Source organism: Tepidicaulis sp. (genome assembly GCF_965222285.1).
In the GTDB taxonomy this organism is placed as follows: Bacteria; Pseudomonadota; Alphaproteobacteria; order Parvibaculales; family Parvibaculaceae; genus Tepidicaulis.
Genome location: NZ_OZ244942.1, coordinates 1,651,598 through 1,667,929, shown reverse-complemented (window position 1 = coordinate 1,667,929; position 16,332 = coordinate 1,651,598). Strand labels below are relative to the sequence as shown.

The 16,332-nt window shown below is 60.6% G+C and carries 17 protein-coding genes; 13 read left to right on the top strand and 4 right to left on the bottom strand.

What is annotated here, in order from left to right; all coding sequences use genetic code 11:
• Positions 1-48: 48 nt before the first annotated feature.
• Genes ilvD through ACOQOT_RS07810 form a run of 3 tightly spaced genes read left to right on the top strand, consistent with a single transcriptional unit; the run spans position 49 to position 3,212 of the window.
• Positions 49-1,773: a dihydroxy-acid dehydratase gene (ilvD, locus tag ACOQOT_RS07820; protein ID WP_420561771.1), complete on the top strand. Its 1,725-nt coding sequence runs from the start codon at positions 49-51 to the stop codon at positions 1,771-1,773.
• Positions 1,774-1,776: 3 nt separating this feature from the next.
• Positions 1,777-2,448 carry an ATP-binding protein gene (locus tag ACOQOT_RS07815; protein ID WP_420561770.1) on the top strand — a complete coding sequence of 224 codons (672 nt, stop codon included), beginning with the start codon at positions 1,777-1,779 and terminating at the stop codon, positions 2,446-2,448.
• A gap of 38 nt (positions 2,449-2,486) precedes the next feature.
• Positions 2,487-3,212: a tetratricopeptide repeat protein gene (locus tag ACOQOT_RS07810; protein ID WP_420561769.1), complete on the top strand. Its 726-nt coding sequence runs from the start codon at positions 2,487-2,489 to the stop codon at positions 3,210-3,212.
• On the opposite strand, the gene ACOQOT_RS07805 is transcribed toward ACOQOT_RS07810, so the two are convergent.
• Positions 3,209-3,592: an EthD domain-containing protein gene (locus ACOQOT_RS07805; protein ID WP_420561768.1), complete on the bottom strand. Its 384-nt coding sequence runs from the start codon at positions 3,590-3,592 to the stop codon at positions 3,209-3,211. The two genes, ACOQOT_RS07810 and ACOQOT_RS07805, sit on opposite strands and share 4 nt — an antisense overlap.
• 130 nt (positions 3,593-3,722) lie before the next feature.
• Between ACOQOT_RS07805 and ACOQOT_RS07800 the strand changes: the two genes are divergently transcribed.
• Positions 3,723-5,231 (top strand): M81 family metallopeptidase, encoded by a 1,509-nt coding sequence (locus ACOQOT_RS07800; RefSeq protein WP_420561767.1) that lies wholly within the window; start codon positions 3,723-3,725, stop codon positions 5,229-5,231.
• Positions 5,232-5,234: 3 nt separating this feature from the next.
• On the opposite strand, the gene xth is transcribed toward ACOQOT_RS07800, so the two are convergent.
• Together xth and erpA are read right to left on the bottom strand one after the other, a co-directional pair.
• Positions 5,235-6,017, bottom strand: coding sequence for an exodeoxyribonuclease III (xth, locus tag ACOQOT_RS07795; RefSeq protein ID WP_420561766.1), 783 nt, complete (start codon positions 6,015-6,017; stop codon positions 5,235-5,237).
• A gap of 79 nt (positions 6,018-6,096) precedes the next feature.
• Positions 6,097-6,459: an iron-sulfur cluster insertion protein ErpA gene (erpA, locus tag ACOQOT_RS07790; protein ID WP_081875356.1), complete on the bottom strand. Its 363-nt coding sequence runs from the start codon at positions 6,457-6,459 to the stop codon at positions 6,097-6,099.
• 195 nt (positions 6,460-6,654) lie between these two features.
• Between erpA and ACOQOT_RS07785 the strand changes: the two genes are divergently transcribed.
• The gene (locus ACOQOT_RS07785; protein ID WP_420561765.1) at positions 6,655-7,848 is read left to right on the top strand and encodes a deoxyguanosinetriphosphate triphosphohydrolase; all 1,194 of its coding nucleotides are present in this window, start codon (positions 6,655-6,657) and stop codon (positions 7,846-7,848) included.
• Here ACOQOT_RS07785 and ACOQOT_RS07780 read toward each other — a convergent pair whose 3' ends face one another.
• Entirely contained in the window at positions 7,849-8,823 is a 975-nt protein-coding gene (locus ACOQOT_RS07780) for a DUF481 domain-containing protein (RefSeq protein WP_420561764.1), read from the bottom strand.
• Positions 8,824-8,962: 139 nt separating this feature from the next.
• On the opposite strand from ACOQOT_RS07780, the gene argS reads away from it, so the two are divergent.
• The 8 genes from argS (at position 8,963) to tatC (ending at position 16,214) form a co-directional block, all read left to right on the top strand.
• Positions 8,963-10,717: an arginine--tRNA ligase gene (gene argS, locus ACOQOT_RS07775; protein WP_420561763.1), complete on the top strand. Its 1,755-nt coding sequence runs from the start codon at positions 8,963-8,965 to the stop codon at positions 10,715-10,717.
• A complete protein-coding gene (locus tag ACOQOT_RS07770; RefSeq protein ID WP_420561762.1) occupies positions 10,717-11,511 on the top strand; it encodes an SPOR domain-containing protein in 795 nt (264 codons plus the stop codon). The genes argS and ACOQOT_RS07770 overlap by 1 nt, the downstream gene beginning before the upstream one ends.
• A gap of 6 nt (positions 11,512-11,517) precedes the next feature.
• Complete coding sequence (gene nagZ / locus ACOQOT_RS07765; RefSeq protein WP_420561761.1) at positions 11,518-12,531, top strand: beta-N-acetylhexosaminidase; 1,014 nt, start codon at positions 11,518-11,520, stop codon at positions 12,529-12,531.
• A 146-nt stretch (positions 12,532-12,677) separates the two neighbouring features.
• A complete protein-coding gene (locus ACOQOT_RS07760) occupies positions 12,678-13,592 on the top strand; it encodes a segregation and condensation protein A (protein ID WP_420561760.1) in 915 nt (304 codons plus the stop codon).
• A 279-nt stretch (positions 13,593-13,871) separates the two neighbouring features.
• Positions 13,872-14,522: an SMC-Scp complex subunit ScpB gene (gene scpB, locus ACOQOT_RS07755; RefSeq protein WP_420561927.1), complete on the top strand. Its 651-nt coding sequence runs from the start codon at positions 13,872-13,874 to the stop codon at positions 14,520-14,522.
• Positions 14,523-14,617: 95 nt separating this feature from the next.
• A complete protein-coding gene (tatA, locus tag ACOQOT_RS07750) occupies positions 14,618-14,860 on the top strand; it encodes a twin-arginine translocase TatA/TatE family subunit (protein WP_420561759.1) in 243 nt (80 codons plus the stop codon).
• A gap of 41 nt (positions 14,861-14,901) precedes the next feature.
• Positions 14,902-15,396, top strand: a complete 495-nt coding sequence (gene tatB, locus ACOQOT_RS07745; protein ID WP_420561758.1) for a Sec-independent protein translocase protein TatB — start codon at positions 14,902-14,904, stop codon at positions 15,394-15,396.
• Positions 15,393-16,214, top strand: a complete 822-nt coding sequence (gene tatC / locus ACOQOT_RS07740; RefSeq protein ID WP_420561757.1) for a twin-arginine translocase subunit TatC — start codon at positions 15,393-15,395, stop codon at positions 16,212-16,214. The genes tatB and tatC overlap by 4 nt, the downstream gene beginning before the upstream one ends.
• The last annotated feature ends 118 nt before the right edge of the window (positions 16,215-16,332 follow it).

Here is a 16,332-nt window from a genome sequence, read left to right as displayed (position 1 = left end):
GCCTACTATCCCGCCCAAGGCTGCCGGTTCGTCAAAAGGAGTGCTCCCATGGATGCCAAGAGTTTCGACAAATCGAAATTGCCGAGCCGTCACGTGACGGAAGGGCCGGAGCGGGCGCCGCACCGCTCATATTATTATGCGATGGGGCTGAGCGATGAAGAAATTCATCGCCCCTTTGTCGGCGTCGCCACCTGCTGGAACGAGGCCGCGCCCTGTAACATCGCCCTGCAGCGCCAGGCTCAGGCGGTGAAGAAAGGCGTCAACGAAGCCCATGGCACGCCGCGGGAGTTCACCACGATCACCGTGACGGACGGTATCGCCATGGGCCATCAGGGGATGAAATCCTCGCTTGCAAGCCGGGACGTGATTGCCGATTCCGTCGAACTGACCATGCGCGGGCATTGCTATGACGCGCTGGTGGGTATTGCCGGCTGCGACAAGTCCCTGCCGGGCATGATGATGTCCATGCTCCGGCTCAATGTGCCGAGCGTTTTCATGTATGGCGGCTCGATCCTGCCGGGCCGCTACAAGGACAAGGACGTGACGGTGCTTGATGTGTTTGAGGCGGTCGGGCAGCATTCGGCGGGCAATTTGCCGGATGAAGAGCTACTGGTGCTCGAATGCGTGGCTTGCCCAAGCGCCGGGGCCTGCGGCGGACAGTTCACGGCAAATACGATGGCCTGCGTGTCCGAGGCGATCGGCCTCGCGTTGCCGAACTCCGCCGGCGCGCCTGCGCCTTATGAAAGCCGGGACGAATATGCCGAAGCCTCTGGCCGCGCGGTCATGAACCTCATTGCGCAGAACATCCGCCCGCGCGATATTTGCACCCGCAAGGCGTTTGAAAATGCGGCAACCGTCGTGGCTGCAACGGGCGGCTCCACCAATGGCGGGCTGCACCTTCCCGCCATGGCCCATGAGGCGGGCATTGATTTCGATCTTCTGGAAGTGGCCGAGATTTTCAAGAAAACGCCCTATATCGCCGATCTCAAACCCGGCGGGCAATATGTCGCCAAGGATATGTATGAGGCAGGCGGCATGCCCATGCTGCTGCGCACGCTTTTGGATGGCGGCTATCTGCATGGCGACTGCCTGACGGTGACGGGCAAGACACTCGAAGAAAATCTGGAAGGCGTCACGTTTAACGCAGACCAGAAAGTCATTTACCCGGTTTCAAAACCGCTCTCGCCGACGGGCGGCGTTGTCGGCCTGCAGGGTACGCTCGCGCCGGACGGGGCGATCGTGAAAGTCGCGGGCATGCAGACCTTGCAGTTTAGAGGCCCGGCGCGGGTGTTCGACTGCGAGGAAGAAGCCTTCGAAGCGGTCGAGAACCGGCAATATGAAGAAGGCGAAGTGTTGATCATCCGCTATGAAGGACCGAAAGGCGGGCCGGGCATGCGGGAAATGCTCTCTACCACCGCCGCCCTTTACGGGCAGGGCATGGGCGACAAAGTGGCGCTCATCACCGATGGGCGTTTTTCCGGGGCAACACGCGGCTTCTGTATCGGCCATGTGGGACCGGAGGCGGCCGTGGGCGGCCCGATTGCGCTGGTTGAAACGGGCGACATGATCACCATTGATGCGGAAAAAGGCCGCATCGATCTGGAAGTGAATGACGACGTTCTGGAAGCGCGGCGGAAGAACTGGAAGCCGCGTGAAACCGATTACGCTTCGGGCGCGCTTTGGAAATATGCCCAGCTTGTCGGTACGGCGCGCAAAGGCGCGGTGACGCATCCGGGCGGCGCGGCGGAAAAACACTGTTACGCGGATATCTGATACGTGAGTAAAAAACCGAAGGCCTATGTCTCCTGGAGCTCGGGCAAGGATGCCGCCTGGGCGCTTCATAAAGCGCGGGAGGCAGGTGAGTTTGAAATCGCCGGTATTCTGACCACCGTGACGGGCACCTTCTCGCGCGTTTCCATGCACGGGGTGCGCGAAGAACTTCTGGACCTGCAGGCCGCAGCGCTTGGTTTGCCTTGCCATAAAGTCTCCATTCCCTGGCCTTGCCCGAACGGGACGTATGAAGCGCGGATGGAAGAGGCGGTAAGCGCGCTGACGGCGCAAGGCGTCACTCATATGATCTTCGGCGATCTTTTTCTGGAAGATGTGCGCGCTTACCGGGAGGACAAGCTGAAAGGCACGGGGCTCACCCCCGTCTTTCCGCTTTGGGACGCGGAAACAGCCGCGCTTGCCCGGGAGATGATCGAGGGCGGGCTCGAGGCGCATCTTGTCTGTGTCGATCCCCGGCAAGCCCCCAAAGAATTTGCCGGGCGGCGTTTCGACGCGGCGCTGCTTGAGAACCTTCCGGCAAGCGTCGATCCTTGCGGGGAACAGGGCGAGTTTCATACCGTTGTTACGGTAGGCCCGATGTTTACCAAGCCCATCGCTTGCCGGCCTGGAGAGGTGGTGGAACGGGAAGGTTTCATCTACGCTGATTTTCTGCCGGGCTGATCCCCGGCGCGATGACCGTTGTTTAGGGAGGCGCGTCTATGCGCAAATTACCGCTCACTCTAGCTGCCGCATTGCTCGGCCTTGGCGGGTTGCCCGCCACTGCCGCTGCCGATTTCGAACGGGGTATTGCCGCGTTCCGTTCCGGCGATGTGGAAACGGCGGTCGAAGAATGGAAGGCAAGCGCGGCGGACGGTCATGCGCTTTCGGCTTATCTGCTCGGCAATCTTTATATGAACGGGCAGGGCGTGCCCGCCTCCGATGCGCTGGCCTTTTCCTATTTCACGCAGGCCGCCGAAATGGGCAATAGCGATGCGCAGGTGCGCCTTGCGCAATATTATCTGACCGGCATTCCCGATATCGAGCTCGAACGGGATTATCTGAAAGCGCTCGACTGGTTCGACAAGGCGGCGCTGAAATTCAATCCGGAAGCGCAATACTATCTCGGCAAGATGCACCGAAACGGCCTCGGCGTGCCGCGCAGCCGGGTGGAGGGGATGCGCTGGCTGCTGCTCTCGGCTAAGAAAGGCTATGTGCCCGCTTTCCTCGAGCTGGCCCGCATCTATGCCAAGGGCGAAGGGATTGCCGAGGAACCTGTCGAAGGGGCGATGTATCTGAACCTCGCCAAAAAACTCGGCACGGATGAGGAGCGTGAACAGGCAAACGCGCTGCAGGACCAGCTCAAAGGCATTTTCAGCGCGGAAGTGCGCCTGCAGGGTGAAGCGCGGGCCCGCCAATGGCTTGAGGCCCGCAAGAGCCGGGGCTAACCGACGATCACTTCTTCCTCGCCGAACCAAAGCGGGGAGCTTTTGAAGGCGATGAATTTTGCTTCGTCTTCCAAAAGCGCCCGGCCTGCGGCAAGCCCTTCTTCCGTTTGCGTGCCCGCGCGCAGTTCATCGAGATTTTCCCACCAAAGCTCCGCTACCCCGTCATAAGTTGCCGGTGCTTCTTCAAGCGACCCGGCACGGGAGGCGCGCAGCGGGTCCGTATCCGGCAGATCGCGGCTATGGAGCTGCACATATCGTTTGATATGCAGCGCCTTGGCATGTTTGCGCACCAGGGGACCGTGCCGGTTCAGCCAGTAATCCTGGAACTCTTCGCGCGTCATGCCGTCTTTACGGGTAAGGCAGAATGTAAGTTTGATCATGATGGCTCCCTATCGGCTTGCTATGTTCAATTTGTTGTTGGCGTTAGTCTAACCTGCTCATCGGAAGATGCGCGAGGGCTGAGCCAATCACGATGGGGCCAATGAGTGTGAAAAGGGCAAGGAGACCGGAATGAAGATCGCCATTGGCGGCTTTCAGCACGAAACGAATACCTTCGCACCGATGAAGGCGGATTTGACCGCATTCGAGCAGGCCGATTCCTGGCCTGCGCTGCAGGAAGGCAAAGCGCTGCTGAATGCGTTTGGCGGCATGAATATCCCTATCTCCGGTTTCATGGATCAGGCAAAAGCGCTCGGCCATGAGCTTGTGCCGCTTTTGTGGTGTTCGGCAACGCCCTCCGGCCCGGTGACGAAAGATGCTTTCGAGCGTATTACGCAATCCATGCTGTCAAAACTCGAAGCTGCTCTGGATGATGGCATCGACGCGCTTTATCTCGATCTGCACGGGGCAATGGTCTGTGAGCATCTGGAAGATGGGGAAGGCGAACTTCTCACCCGTATCCGCGCACTGACGGGCCCTACGCTCCCGATCATCGTCAGTCTCGATCTTCATGCGAATGTCAGCGAGACCATGCATGCCCATGCGGATATGCTCGTCACCTACCGGACATACCCCCATGTCGATATGGCCGAGACCGGCCAGCGTGCCGCCGAAGCGCTGGAAACGCGGTTGCGCGAGGGAACACGGGCGGCAAGCGCCTTCCGGAAAATCGATTTTCTTATCCCGCTCATCGCCTCCTGCACGCTGCTAGACCCGGCAAAAGAAATTTACGGCGGGCTCGGCGATCTTGAACGCGGCGGGGTGAAATCCGTCTCGCTCGCCACCGGGTTTTCACCGGCGGATATTGCCTTTTGCGGGCCCTCGGTTCTTGTCTATGCCGCAGCGCAGGAAGAAGCGGACGGTGTTGCGGACGAACTTGCCCGCCGGATCTATGAGTTGGAGGACCGTTTCGCGGGCGCACTCTGGGCGCCGCAAGCAGCGCTTGCCTATGTGACGGAGACGGGCAAGCCCGGCCCCTTCATCCTGGCCGACACACAGGACAATCCCGGCGCAGGCGGTAATGGCGATACGGTCGAGCTTCTGAGAACCATGCTGGACAGTAATCTTGAAAAATCGCTGATGGGTGTGATTTACGATCCGGAAGTTGCCCGCGCCGCGCATGAGGCAGGCGAGGGCGGGACGGTCTCCCTGCCGCTCGGCGCAAAGACCGGCGGCGCGCCGGAAGAGCCCATTCATGCAGAGTGGGAGGTGCTTCGGCTTTCCAATGCGCCCTTTGCCGCGACGGGGCCTTTTTATGCAGGCTCGCAGATTTCTCTTGGCAGGGCCGCGCTTCTGCGGCACGGCGCGGTCGATGTGGTTGCCGCCGAGCGCAAAGTACAATGCGCGGATCAGGCGATGTTTACGCATCTCGGCGCCGAGCCTTCAAGTTACCGCGTCGTCGCAGTAAAGAGCTCGGTGCATTTTCGCGCCGATTTCGAGCCCATTGCCGAAGAAGTGCTGGTGGTGGCAAGCCCCGGCCCGAACCCGGCCGATCACACGGTCCTACCTTACAAACGCTTGCGGGCAGGGGTGCGGCTGATGCCGGGCGGCGATGCGTTTCCCGGTGAGCCGGTGCGCTAAGGCTTAAAACTCAAGTTCCGCCCAGACCGGCACATGGTCGGAGGGTTTTTCTCGCCCGCGCATGGCCTTGTCGATGTCGCAGGCGCGCAGCCGGTCGGCGGCTTGCGGCGAGAGCAGCAAATGGTCGATCCTGATGCCATTGTCTTTTTGCCAGGCGCCGGCCTGATAGTCCCAAAACGAATATTTATGAGGCTCGGAATGACAGGCGCGGAAGGCTTCCGTCAGGCCGAGATTGAGCAGCTCGTAAAACTTCGCGCGTGATTCCGGCCGGAAGAGCGCATCGTCCCGCCAGGCGTCCGGGTCGTGCACATCGTCTTCATGGGGAATGATGTTGTAATCGCCCATCATCACGAAAGGCTCTTCAAGCAGCAGCAGTTCTTTTGCGCGGGCGATGAGCCGGTCCATCCATTCCAGCTTGTAAGAGAATTTTTCAGTATCGACCGGATTGCCGTTCGGCAGGTAAAGCCCGCAGACGCGCAGCACGGTGTCGCCTGCGGGCACCACGGCTTCGATATAGCGGGCCTGCTCGTCCTCGTCATTGCCGGGCAACCCGCAGGTCACATCTTCAAGCGGGTATTTGGAGAGAATGGCGACGCCGTTATAGGTCTTCTGGCCATGCACGGCGACGTTATAGCCGAGGTCTTCGATCTCTGCGGCAGGGAAGGCATCATCGACGCATTTGATTTCCTGCAGGCACACCACATCGGCTTCCGATTCCTTCAGCCAATCTTTCAGATGGCCGAGACGAACCTTGATGGAATTGACGTTGAATGTGGCGATTTTCATGAGACCTCCAAAACAAAAGCCCGCTGAGCGGCAGCGGGCTTTTTATCATGCTTGAGCGGGCTTGTCTCAGCGATCGCCGTCAGATGGAAAAGGAGGTGCCGCAGCCGCAATTGGCCGTGGCATTCGGATTGTTGATCTTGAAAGCCGCGCCGATCAAATCGTCCACATAATCGATCTCGGAGCCGCCGAGATACATTTGCGAAAGCTCGTCGATGAGGACGGTCGCGCCGCCGCGCTCAAGCACCAGATCGTCATCCTGTTTTTCATCGTCGAACGTGAAGGCATATTGGAAGCCGGAGCAGCCGCCGCCCGTCACCGCGATGCGCAGCATCACGCCGGGCTCCTCACCGGAGAGGATTTTGGAGATTTGCTTTGCCGCCCGCTCGGACAGGGTAATGGGCTGTCCCACGCCGGGCAGTTCCAATTCCATGCTCTCGCTCATTTGATCCATCCGCTTCTCTGTCTACCGGCTTGGCCGCCTTGCGATCTTGCTGGTTAAGGCCTGCCGGTTTACTCATGGCTGGTATTATAGCCTGGAAATACTCTAAAGAGATGTAAGAAGAAGGGCCCAATTGTCAAATATTGCCTCGTATCGGGGGATCTTTTGGCAAATAGGCACAAAACGCAGGGGGTTTTTTTGGCCTTATCCAATCCGGCAGCTACCGCGCCTTTCACGAGCCTGGCGGCCCGTTCGCGGGGCCGGCTCTTCGAGGAGCCGGAAAGCGCCACGCGCACCGTCTTTCAGCGGGACAGGGACCGGATCATCCACTGCGCCGCCTTCCGCCGCCTAAAACACAAGACTCAAGTCTTCGTCTATCACGAGGGCGATTATTACCGCACGCGGCTGACCCATTCCTTGGAAGTAGCGCAGATTGCACGCTCTGTCGCCCGGGTGCTGGGGCTCGATGAAGACCTCGCCGAAGCGCTGGCGCTGGCGCACGACCTGGGCCATACGCCTTTCGGCCATGCCGGAGAAGAAGCGCTCGATGCGTGCATGGAAGGCTATGGCGGCTTCGATCACAACGCCCAGACGCTGCGCATCCTGACCAAGCTCGAGCGGCGTTATCCGCGCTGGATCGGGCTCAATCTCACCTGGGAAACGCTGGAAGGGATCGTCAAACATAACGGCCCGCTCATCGGCAATGGGCGGGGCCTCGAGGATCTGCCGCGCGCTATCGTGGAATATGCGGAAGTGCAGGATCTTGAGCTTCACACCTTTGCTTCTGCCGAAGCGCAGATCGCGGCGCTCGCCGATGACATTGCCTATAATAATCACGACATCGATGACGGGCTGCGTGCCGGGCTTTTCACCTTCGAGGATTTGCTGGATGTGCCGCTTGTGGGCGCAGTGTTCAAGGACGTCTATGACACCTATCCAGGGCTCGACCCGAAGCTCGTCAAGCACGAGGCGGTGCGCGGCATGATCGGCCGGATGGTGGGCGATCTCATCGGCGAGACGAAAACCCGCATCGCACGGATCAAGCCGCAAAGCGTGGAGGACGTGCGCGGGGCGAGTGAGCCGGTTGCCGCCTTCAGCACCGAGATGAGTGAGAACGATGCGGCGCTGAAGGGCTTTCTCTTCAAACGCATGTACCGCCATTACAAGGTCAACCGCTCGATGAGCAAGGCGCGGCGGATTGTGCAGGAGCTTTTTGCACTCTTCCATGCCGAGCCCAATCTTCTGCCGCCGGAATGGCAGGAGGGATGCGACGGACCGAAGGGTATGCGTACCGCGCGGCGGGTATGCGATTTTATTGCCGGCATGACGGACCGCTTCGCCATCAGCGAGCACAAGCGGCTCTTCGATCTGCATGACGAGCGGATGAGTTGATCAGAACCCGTAAAGCAGCGTGACGGCGGTGCGGGTGTCGAGGTTCCTGTCGCCCGGCGGCACTTCGGTGACATAGGTCGTTTCGATACCGGCTTTCATCTGCCAGTTTTCGGCTAGCCGGGTTTTCAGCGCGGTTTCGGTTTCCGTCACCGTAAGTTCGCTGCCGACCGTCGCTTCCCCGGTCTGCACGAAGGTCAAGCCGCCATTGATCTTCCATTCGAAGTCCAGCCCTGCCTTGGCGACGGGCTCGTGGTTCTCCGTGCCGTCGGACTGGCGCGAATGGCGTCCGCCAATGCCGCCTGTCAGTTCCAACTCCGAGCTGGACCAGGGGGTGAAGCGTTGGCCATAGCCGACAATTTCGGTAATCCGGTAGTCATAGCCGGAAAACTCGTCGCGCGTGGCCGTCAGCTGACCGAAGTAGAAGCGACGCTCGTCCAGCTTCCGGTCGATGCGGGTTCCCAGCGTATATTCTTCTTCCGTTTGCTCGCCTTCTTCCTTCACATAGATCAGCTTGCCGTTCAGCTTCGTGCGCCAGCGGGCGCGGTCGCGTTCCAACGTAAAGCGGGCAAGGGCGTTTTGCCGGTCGGTATTGCCGGAGGTAACGGTCGCGCCGGCTTCCGCTTCCCCGCTCCAGCCGGTGAAGAAACCGCCCACCGAAGTCGGTGTTTCGACAGAGGCTGTTTCCCCGGTGGCGGCAGATGGTTCGGGTGCTCCGGCGGCCTGAGCGGCCGTGTCCGGCCCTTCAAGGCCCGCCGCAAAAGCGCGTAAGGCGGCAGCCTCATCCGGGTAGCGGGCAAGAGCCGCCTCTAGTGTCGCTTCCATGACGAACGGATCGTCTGTGCCATGGGCGCGTTTCAGGCTTTCCTTGGCCGCGGGCGGCACGTCCGCCAGGGCAGCCCCGGCCGATGAGGCGAGGGCTGCGGCAAGGCAAAAGGCAGAAAAGAAGAGAGGACGCGGAAAAATAAGGCGTTGCATATGCATCGTCTTTCGTCTTGATGGGATGAAGAAGGCGGGGAAATGGATATTCCGCAGGAAACTGCGGATTTAGTTCATACTAGCAAGCAGAGGCTTCTGCCGTTACATTCCGCCCGCACCGGAAACATTTAGTAGCATCATGAATATTTTTTCGCACTTTTTGAATATTGTTACCGACCAACTTGGCGCGCTGAGTGCCGAAGGCAAACTTGCTGCCGATCTCGACTTTTCCAAGATCACCGTCGAGCCGCCGCGCGATGCGGCCCATGGCGATCTCGCCACCAATGCCGCCATGGTGCTGTCCAAGGCGGCGGGGATGAAGCCGCGTGATCTTGCCGAGTTGCTCGCTGCCAAGCTGGAAGCGGCCGGTCATTTCACCAAAGTCGATGTGGCCGGCCCCGGCTTCATCAATCTAACGCTTCAGCCGGACTTTTGGCGCGCCCAGGTCGCACATATTCTCAATGCGCGAAACACTTACGGCGAAGTGGATGCGGGGCGGGGCGAGCTCGTGAATGTCGAGTATGTTTCCGCCAACCCGACGGGCCCCATGCATGTGGGCCACACGCGCGGCGCGGTCTTCGGCGATGCGCTGGCGAACCTGCTTGAGAAGGCGGGCTACAAGGTCTGCCGGGAATATTACATCAACGATGCAGGCGGACAGATCGAAGTGCTGGCCCGCAGCGTCTTCCTGCGCTACCGAGAAGCGCTGGGCGAGGATATCGGCGATATCCCCGAAGGGCTTTATCCCGGCGACTATCTGGTGCCGGTGGGCAAGGAACTGGCCGCCGAATATGGCGATAAGCTGAAAGCCATGCCGGAAGCCGAGTGGCTGGAGATCGTCCGCAAACGGGCGATCGATGCCATGATGGAAATGATCCGGGGCGACCTTGCCGCGCTGGGCATCGAGCATGAAGTTTTTTATTCCGAGCGCTCGCTGCATGAAAACGGCGCGGTCGAGGAAACGCTTGCCTATCTGGAAGGCAAGGGCCTCATCTATACCGGCGTGTTGGAGCCGCCCAAGGGCAAGACACCGGAAGATTGGGAACCGCGCCCGCAAACGCTCTTTAAATCGACCGAGTTCGGCGACGATGTGGACCGGGCCCTGAAGAAGTCGGATGGCAGCTGGACCTATTTCGCGCCCGACATCGCCTATCACTACGACAAATATAAACGCGGCGCGGCGCATCTCATCGATGTGTGGGGCGCGGATCATTCCGGCTATATCAAACGGATGAGCGCGGCGGTTGCCGCCGTCACTGACGGTAAGGCCGATCTCGATGTGAAGATCTGCCAGCTCGTGAAGCTCTACCGGAACGGCGAACCGGTGCGCATGTCGAAGCGCGCGGGCAGCTTCGTCACTTTGCGCGATGTGGTGGAGGAAGTGGGTCGGGATGCGGTGCGCTTCATGATGCTCTACCGGAAGAACGATGCGCCGCTTGATTTCGACTTTGCGAAGGTGAAAGAACAGTCCCGCGAGAACCCGGTTTTCTACGTGCAATATGCCCATGCGCGCATCCATTCGGTGCTGCGTAATGCGCAAGCTGAGGTCAGCGGTATTGACCTATCCGACAGCGCGCTTGCCAAGGCCGATATGGCGCTGCTGCGCGATGAAGCGGAAATGACGCTGATCAAGCAAATGGCGCAGTTCCCGCGCATGGTGCAATCGGCGGCGGAGGCCCATGAACCGCACCGCATCGCCTTTTATCTCTATGAGCTGGCCTCGGCCTTCCACGGGCTCTGGAATAAGGGCAAGGACGACCCCTCGCTCAGATTTATCCTCGCCGATGACAAGAGTGTTACGCTTGCAAGGCTGGCTCTGATTCGCGCTGCCGCCTATGTGGTGGAGGCGGGCCTTGGCATATTGGGGGTAGAAGCAATAGAGGAGATGCGCTGATGTCCGATCGGGATGATGAAGGACATGGCCGTTTCGTGCCGCATCCGTCCGACGAAGAATTCCATACCTATGACGCGACGGATGAGGAAGAAGAACGCGGGCGCGGGCCCTTGCTGCTTGCCGGGATTATCCTGCTGCTCGCGGCGTTTGGGGGTGTCCTCTTCTTTGCCTATCAGCAAGGCGTGAAGGAGGGGATGCGCAGCGCCCCGCCGCTGATCCGCGCCGAACAGGGCCCGGCGAAGGTCACGCCGCAGGATCCGGGCGGCATGGAAATTCCGCATCAGGACAAGCGCATCTATGACCGCATCGCCGGGGCGGAAAGTGAAGAAGAGGGTGTCGAACGGCTCTTGCCGCGTGCCGAGGAACCCATGAAGCTGCCGAACGGGGATACGGAGGAAAAGCCTGCCGCTGAAAAGGAAACGGCTGCCGAACCCTCCAGCCCCGAGGAAGCCGTTATTCCGGGCGCTGCGCCCCGTACGCCGGAAGCCAAGCCGTCGCAGAGCGCCAGCAAACCGGCACCTGCGGCTTCTTCCTCCAGCTCTTCGGGCAAATATGTGGTCCAGATCGCCGCGCTTCGCAGCGAGGCGGATGCCAAATCCCGTTTCGCCAGTTTGCAGAAGCAGCACAGCGATCTTCTGAGCGGTACCGAGGCGGATATCCAGCGCGCCGATCTTGGGGATAAAGGCGTCTATTACCGTCTGCGGATCGGTTATCTGGACAGCAAATCGAGCGCCGATAACCTCTGCTCCAAGCTGAAATCGCGCGGCCTCGACTGCCTGGTGCGGGAGCGCTAAGCCCGCATGACGCCAAGTGCGGTGATATTCGGCTCCGAGGGGCCGGTTTTAAGCGAGCGGGAACGCGCCTTCTTCAAGGAGGCCAATCCCTGGGGCTTTATTGTCTTTGCCCGCAATATCGAAAGCCCAGGCCAGCTGGCCGCCCTGACCCAAAGTTACAGGGAAGCTGTGGGCCGGGACGCGCCCGTCCTGATCGACCAGGAAGGGGGCCGGGTGCAGCGCCTGCGCCCCCCGCATTGGCGCTCTTATCCAACCGGGGCGGCTTACGGCGCGCTTTACAGCGCTGATCCCGAAAAAGGGATTGAGGCGGCTCGGCTCGGCGCGCGGCTCATCGCGGGGGAACTTGCCCGCGCGGGCGTGACTGTTGACTGCTTGCCTGTCCTCGATGTGCCGGTGCCGGGTGCTCATGACGTGATCGGCGACAGGGCCTATGGGCTGACGCCGGAGCCCGTCATCGCCCTTGGCCGGGCGGCCTGTGAGGGGCTGCTGCAAAGCGGTGTTCTGCCCATCATCAAACATATTCCGGGCCACGGCCGGGCCGGGGTGGACAGCCACGAGGCGCTGCCGGTCGTGGACACACCGCTTGAAACGTTGCGGGAAACCGATTTTGCCCCGTTCCGGGCGCTGGCGGATATGCCGCTCGCCATGACCGCCCACGTGATCTACAGCGCCATCGATGCGGATGCCCCCGCCACAACCTCGGCCAAGGTGATCACGGAGGTTATCCGGGGCGATATCGGTTTTGACGGGCTGCTTATGTCCGATGATCTTTCCATGAAGGCGCTGGGCGGGGAGTTCGGCGCTCGGACACGGGCCTCGTTTGCGGCCGGCTGTGACGTGGTGCTTCACTGCAATGGCGATCCGGGGGAGATGGAAGCCATCATGGCCGAGGTGCCCCGGCTTGGCGGCAAGGCGCTGCTTCGGGCCGAAAACGCCCTTGGCCGCTACCGCCCGCCGCAGCCTTTCGATGAAGAAGCGGGCTGGGAGGCCTTTCAGGCCCTTATTGGAAACTATTCCTAGAAATTTTCGGGCGCATCCAGCAATTCGCCCACAGGAAATTGCCGGATCGGGGCAAAAGCCCGTGCCCCGAATCCCAAGGCGCGTTATAAGGGCAGACAGCCTGCGGCGCGGCCCGCCGTCCGGTTCCTTCAACGAGTTGCCAATACATGACCCAGCCGCCGACCGACCCCAACGCTGCTCCGCCTGAGGAGGAGAGCGCCGCCGAAGCATCCGCCGCCCCGGAAAAGGGCGAGGCGGAGGACTTCGATGCGCCTGTGCGGGTCGATCCCTCCGAAAGCGAGCATGAGGATAGTCTGGTCGTCGATATTAGCGGCTATGAAGGCCCGCTCGACGTTCTGCTGACGCTGGCGCGCAACCAGAAGGTCGATCTGACCAAAATTTCCATTCTGGAGCTTGCCGAGCAATACCTGCAATTCATTCAGGAAGCCCGCCGACTGGAGCTCGATCTTGCCGCCGATTATCTGGTGATGGCCGCCTGGCTTGCCTTCCTGAAATCGAAGCTGCTGCTGCCGCCGCCGGAAGACGAAGAGGGCGAGCTTTCGGGCGCCGAAATGGCGGCGCGCCTGGCTTTTCAGCTGCAGCGCCTGGAGGCAATGCGTAAAGCGAGCGAGCAGCTCACAAGCCGCACCCGCATGGGCATCCATGTGTTTGCGCGCGGCAAGCCGGAAGGGGTGCGCGTGATCCGCACGCCCGAATGGCAGGCGGACCTCTATGAGCTTTTGAAGGCCTATTCCGTGCAGCGTGTGCGCGGCACCTTTACCGAGCATTATGAGGTAAAAAAGCTGCCCATCCTGGCGATCGAAGATGCGCGGCGGCGGCTGGAAAACCTGATCGGCGCGGCCATGGATTGGGGGCGGATCGACAGTTTCTTCCCGCCCGATTTCGGCTCGGGCAAAAAACGGCGCTCTGCACTGGCGAGCACCTTGAGCGCGACTTTGGAAATGGTGAAGGACGGCAAGCTGGAAATCCGGCAGACCGGCCCGTTCCAGCCCGTCTATGTGAGACGGCGCGGGGATGAGGCGGGCGCGCCTTCCGGCGCCGCTCCCGGCACGAACGAGTAGATGATGGATCATAGCGAAGTGAAAAAAGAAGAGGCCGAGCTGGAAGCCGTAGAAACGGAAGCCGCCGAAGAAGGTGCGGCCGAGGCCGAAGAAGCTTTAAGTGAGGCACCTGCCGATGAGGCGGAAGAAGGTGCCGAGGAAGCAGCTGACGAAACCTCTGAAGACGCCTCCGATGACGACGCGGACGAGGACGGCGAAGCGGACGCCGGCGAGAGCGACGACAGCAACGACAGCAATGTCGAGGCCTTCCCCGTGCAGGATCCCGCGCAGCAATTGCGCATGGTCGAGGCGCTGCTTTTCGCCGCCGCAGAGCCGCTGGACCGGGACAGCATTGCCGCCCGCCTGCCCGAAGGGGCGGATGTCGGCGCGCTGATCGAGGATTTGCAGGCGCTTTATGCCGAGCGCGGCGTCAATCTGGTGCGTGTGGCCAATAAATGGATGTTCCGTACTGCGGAAGACCTGTCGTTCCTGATGCGCCGGGAAGCCAAGCAGCAGAAGAAACTCTCCCGCGCGGCGCTCGAGACGCTGGCGATCATCGCCTATCACCAGCCGGTGACGCGGGCGGAGATCGAGGAAATCCGCGGCGTGAGCGTTTCCAAAGGCACGGTGGACGTTTTGATGGAAACGGGCTGGGTGCGCCTGCGCGGCCGCCGCCGGGTGCCGGGACGTCCCGTGACTTACGGGACGACGGAGGAGTTTCTGGTGCATTTCGGCCTTGAAAACATCTCCGATCTGCCGGGGCTCGATGAGCTGAAAGCCTCGGGCATGCTCGAAGGGCACCTGCCGCCGGGCTTTGAAGTGCCGGTTCCCTCCGATACGGGCGGCGACGGGGATGGCGAATTCGATGATGACCCCCTACATGAAGAATATGGGGAGGCGCTGGATGACCATGTTGCCCAGAGCGCTTCCAGTGAAGGCGAAGACGACTGAACCTCCACCTTGGCCATACGTTGCGGCGAGGAGTGGATTCTGAGATGATGAAAGAAGTTAGCTTCGTCTCTTAAGACGTATGTGGAGATTATTGAATGGGACAGATCGGTCCGTGGCAGATCATCATTGTTGTAGTGCTCGTGGTACTGCTGTTTGGGCGCGGCAAGATTTCCGCGCTGATGGGTGATGTCGCCAAAGGTATTCGCAGCTTCCGTAAAGGGCTGACGGAAGAAGAAGCCGACGAACAAGGCGGGGCGAAAAGCCTGGAGAACAAGCAGGAGCAGCCGGCGGCTGAGCGGGCTGCGGATGCGGAAAAGGACAGCAAGGTCAATAGCTGACCTTCACGCACGGCGGCGCCGGGCGGAGCGGCATCTGCATCATGTTCGATATTGGCTGGTCTGAACTTCTTCTGATAGGCGTGATTGCCATTCTCGTGGTGGGTCCAAAAGACCTGCCGCGGATGATGCGGGTTGTCGGTCAGTATGCGGGGAAGATCCGCGCCATGGCCCGCGAGTTTCAGCGATCTTTCGATGATATGGCGCGCGAGGCGGAGCTGGAAGAACTGCGCAAGGAAGTGCAGGACATCCGTAAGGCCAATCCGATCAACAAGTTGAAGGACAGCTTTAACGATCCGGTCGATGCGGTGAACAAGGCCATCATGGACGGCGTGCCGCCGGAAGAGGCGCATAAGATTGCCGCTGAAGCGGAAGGCGACACGGAACGTGTGAGCGTTTCTGAGAACTCCGAACCGGAGAAACCGGCCGAGGCACCGGTTTATGAAGGCCATGAAGGACCGAAGCCGGAAACGCAGGCAGAGCCTCAGGACAAGCCCGAACGCAAGGCCGGCCCTCTCGATGGAAAATCCAACCTATGAGTGAGCGTAGCGACGAGCCGGATGACGACATCGAGGCCTCCCGTGCCCCGCTGATTACGCATCTGATCGAGCTGCGCACGCGGCTGCTCTATTCGGTCGTGGCTATCGCCATAGGCTTCGCCATCTGCTTTTACTTTGCCGATGTGATCTACAACATTCTGCTGCTGCCTTACGAGATCGCCGCCGGAGATGAGGCGGCCAATCTGAAGGTGATTTTCACCGCGCCGCAGGAATATTTCTTCACGCAGCTCAAGCTCGCGCTTTTCGGGGCAACGTTTCTGGCCTTTCCAGTGCTTGCCTCGCAAATCTATATGTTCGTCGCGCCCGGCCTTTATAAAAACGAGCGGGGCGCGTTTTTGCCCTACCTTCTGGCAACGCCGGTGCTCTTCGCGCTCGGGGCAGCGCTGGTCTATTTTCTGATCATGCCGCTGGCGCTCGGCTTCTTCCTTTCCATGCAGCAAAGCGGCGGCGAGGGGAAAATCGCCATCGAGCTTTTGCCGCGGGTGAGCGAATATCTCAGCCTGATCATGACCTTGATCCTGGCTTTCGGTTTCTGCTTCCAACTGCCTGTAGTGCTTAGCCTTTTAGGGCGGGCAGGGCTGGTGACGGCGGCCCAACTGCGCTCTGGGCGCAAATACGCGATTGTGGCGGTGTTTGCCGCGGCGGCCATTTTGACCCCGCCGGACATCATCAGCCAGGTCGGCCTCGGCCTGCCGACACTACTGCTCTATGAAATTTCGATCCTCTCCGTCGCCATGATCGAGCGGCGGCGCAAGGAGCGCGAGGAGGACGAGCCCTACGAGGACGAGAAGGTCTGATTGAGGCCTTCCGCCTGATTTCTTCTCCCCGGAAACGGTGCGGCTGGCCTGCTGGACGGGCCTTCTCCCAGCGCTTATACAGGCAGCCAAATCATTGTTGTCCGGCGGGCCCGAGTCG

What these genes read in the sequence shown, in the direction of transcription:
- ACOQOT_RS07770 (WP_420561762.1), top strand. Translation starts at nt 10,717, where the DNA reads ATGTCCGATCGGGATGATGAAGGACATGGCCGTTTCGTGCCGCATCCG.
- ACOQOT_RS07760 (WP_420561760.1), top strand. Translation starts at nt 12,678, where the DNA reads ATGACCCAGCCGCCGACCGACCCCAACGCTGCTCCGCCTGAGGAGGAG.
- tatC (WP_420561757.1), top strand. Translation starts at nt 15,393, where the DNA reads ATGAGTGAGCGTAGCGACGAGCCGGATGACGACATCGAGGCCTCCCGT.
- scpB (WP_420561927.1), top strand. Translation starts at nt 13,872, where the DNA reads ATGGTCGAGGCGCTGCTTTTCGCCGCCGCAGAGCCGCTGGACCGGGAC.
- ilvD (WP_420561771.1), top strand. Translation starts at nt 49, where the DNA reads ATGGATGCCAAGAGTTTCGACAAATCGAAATTGCCGAGCCGTCACGTG.
- nagZ (WP_420561761.1), top strand. Translation starts at nt 11,518, where the DNA reads ATGACGCCAAGTGCGGTGATATTCGGCTCCGAGGGGCCGGTTTTAAGC.
- ACOQOT_RS07805 (WP_420561768.1), bottom strand. Translation starts at nt 3,592, where the DNA reads ATGATCAAACTTACATTCTGCCTTACCCGTAAAGACGGCATGACGCGC.
- xth (WP_420561766.1), bottom strand. Translation starts at nt 6,017, where the DNA reads ATGAAAATCGCCACATTCAACGTCAATTCCATCAAGGTTCGTCTCGGC.
- ACOQOT_RS07810 (WP_420561769.1), top strand. Translation starts at nt 2,487, where the DNA reads ATGCGCAAATTACCGCTCACTCTAGCTGCCGCATTGCTCGGCCTTGGC.
- tatB (WP_420561758.1), top strand. Translation starts at nt 14,902, where the DNA reads ATGTTCGATATTGGCTGGTCTGAACTTCTTCTGATAGGCGTGATTGCC.
- ACOQOT_RS07780 (WP_420561764.1), bottom strand. Translation starts at nt 8,823, where the DNA reads ATGCAACGCCTTATTTTTCCGCGTCCTCTCTTCTTTTCTGCCTTTTGC.
- argS (WP_420561763.1), top strand. Translation starts at nt 8,963, where the DNA reads ATGAATATTTTTTCGCACTTTTTGAATATTGTTACCGACCAACTTGGC.
- erpA (WP_081875356.1), bottom strand. Translation starts at nt 6,459, where the DNA reads ATGAGCGAGAGCATGGAATTGGAACTGCCCGGCGTGGGACAGCCCATT.
- tatA (WP_420561759.1), top strand. Translation starts at nt 14,618, where the DNA reads ATGGGACAGATCGGTCCGTGGCAGATCATCATTGTTGTAGTGCTCGTG.
- ACOQOT_RS07800 (WP_420561767.1), top strand. Translation starts at nt 3,723, where the DNA reads ATGAAGATCGCCATTGGCGGCTTTCAGCACGAAACGAATACCTTCGCA.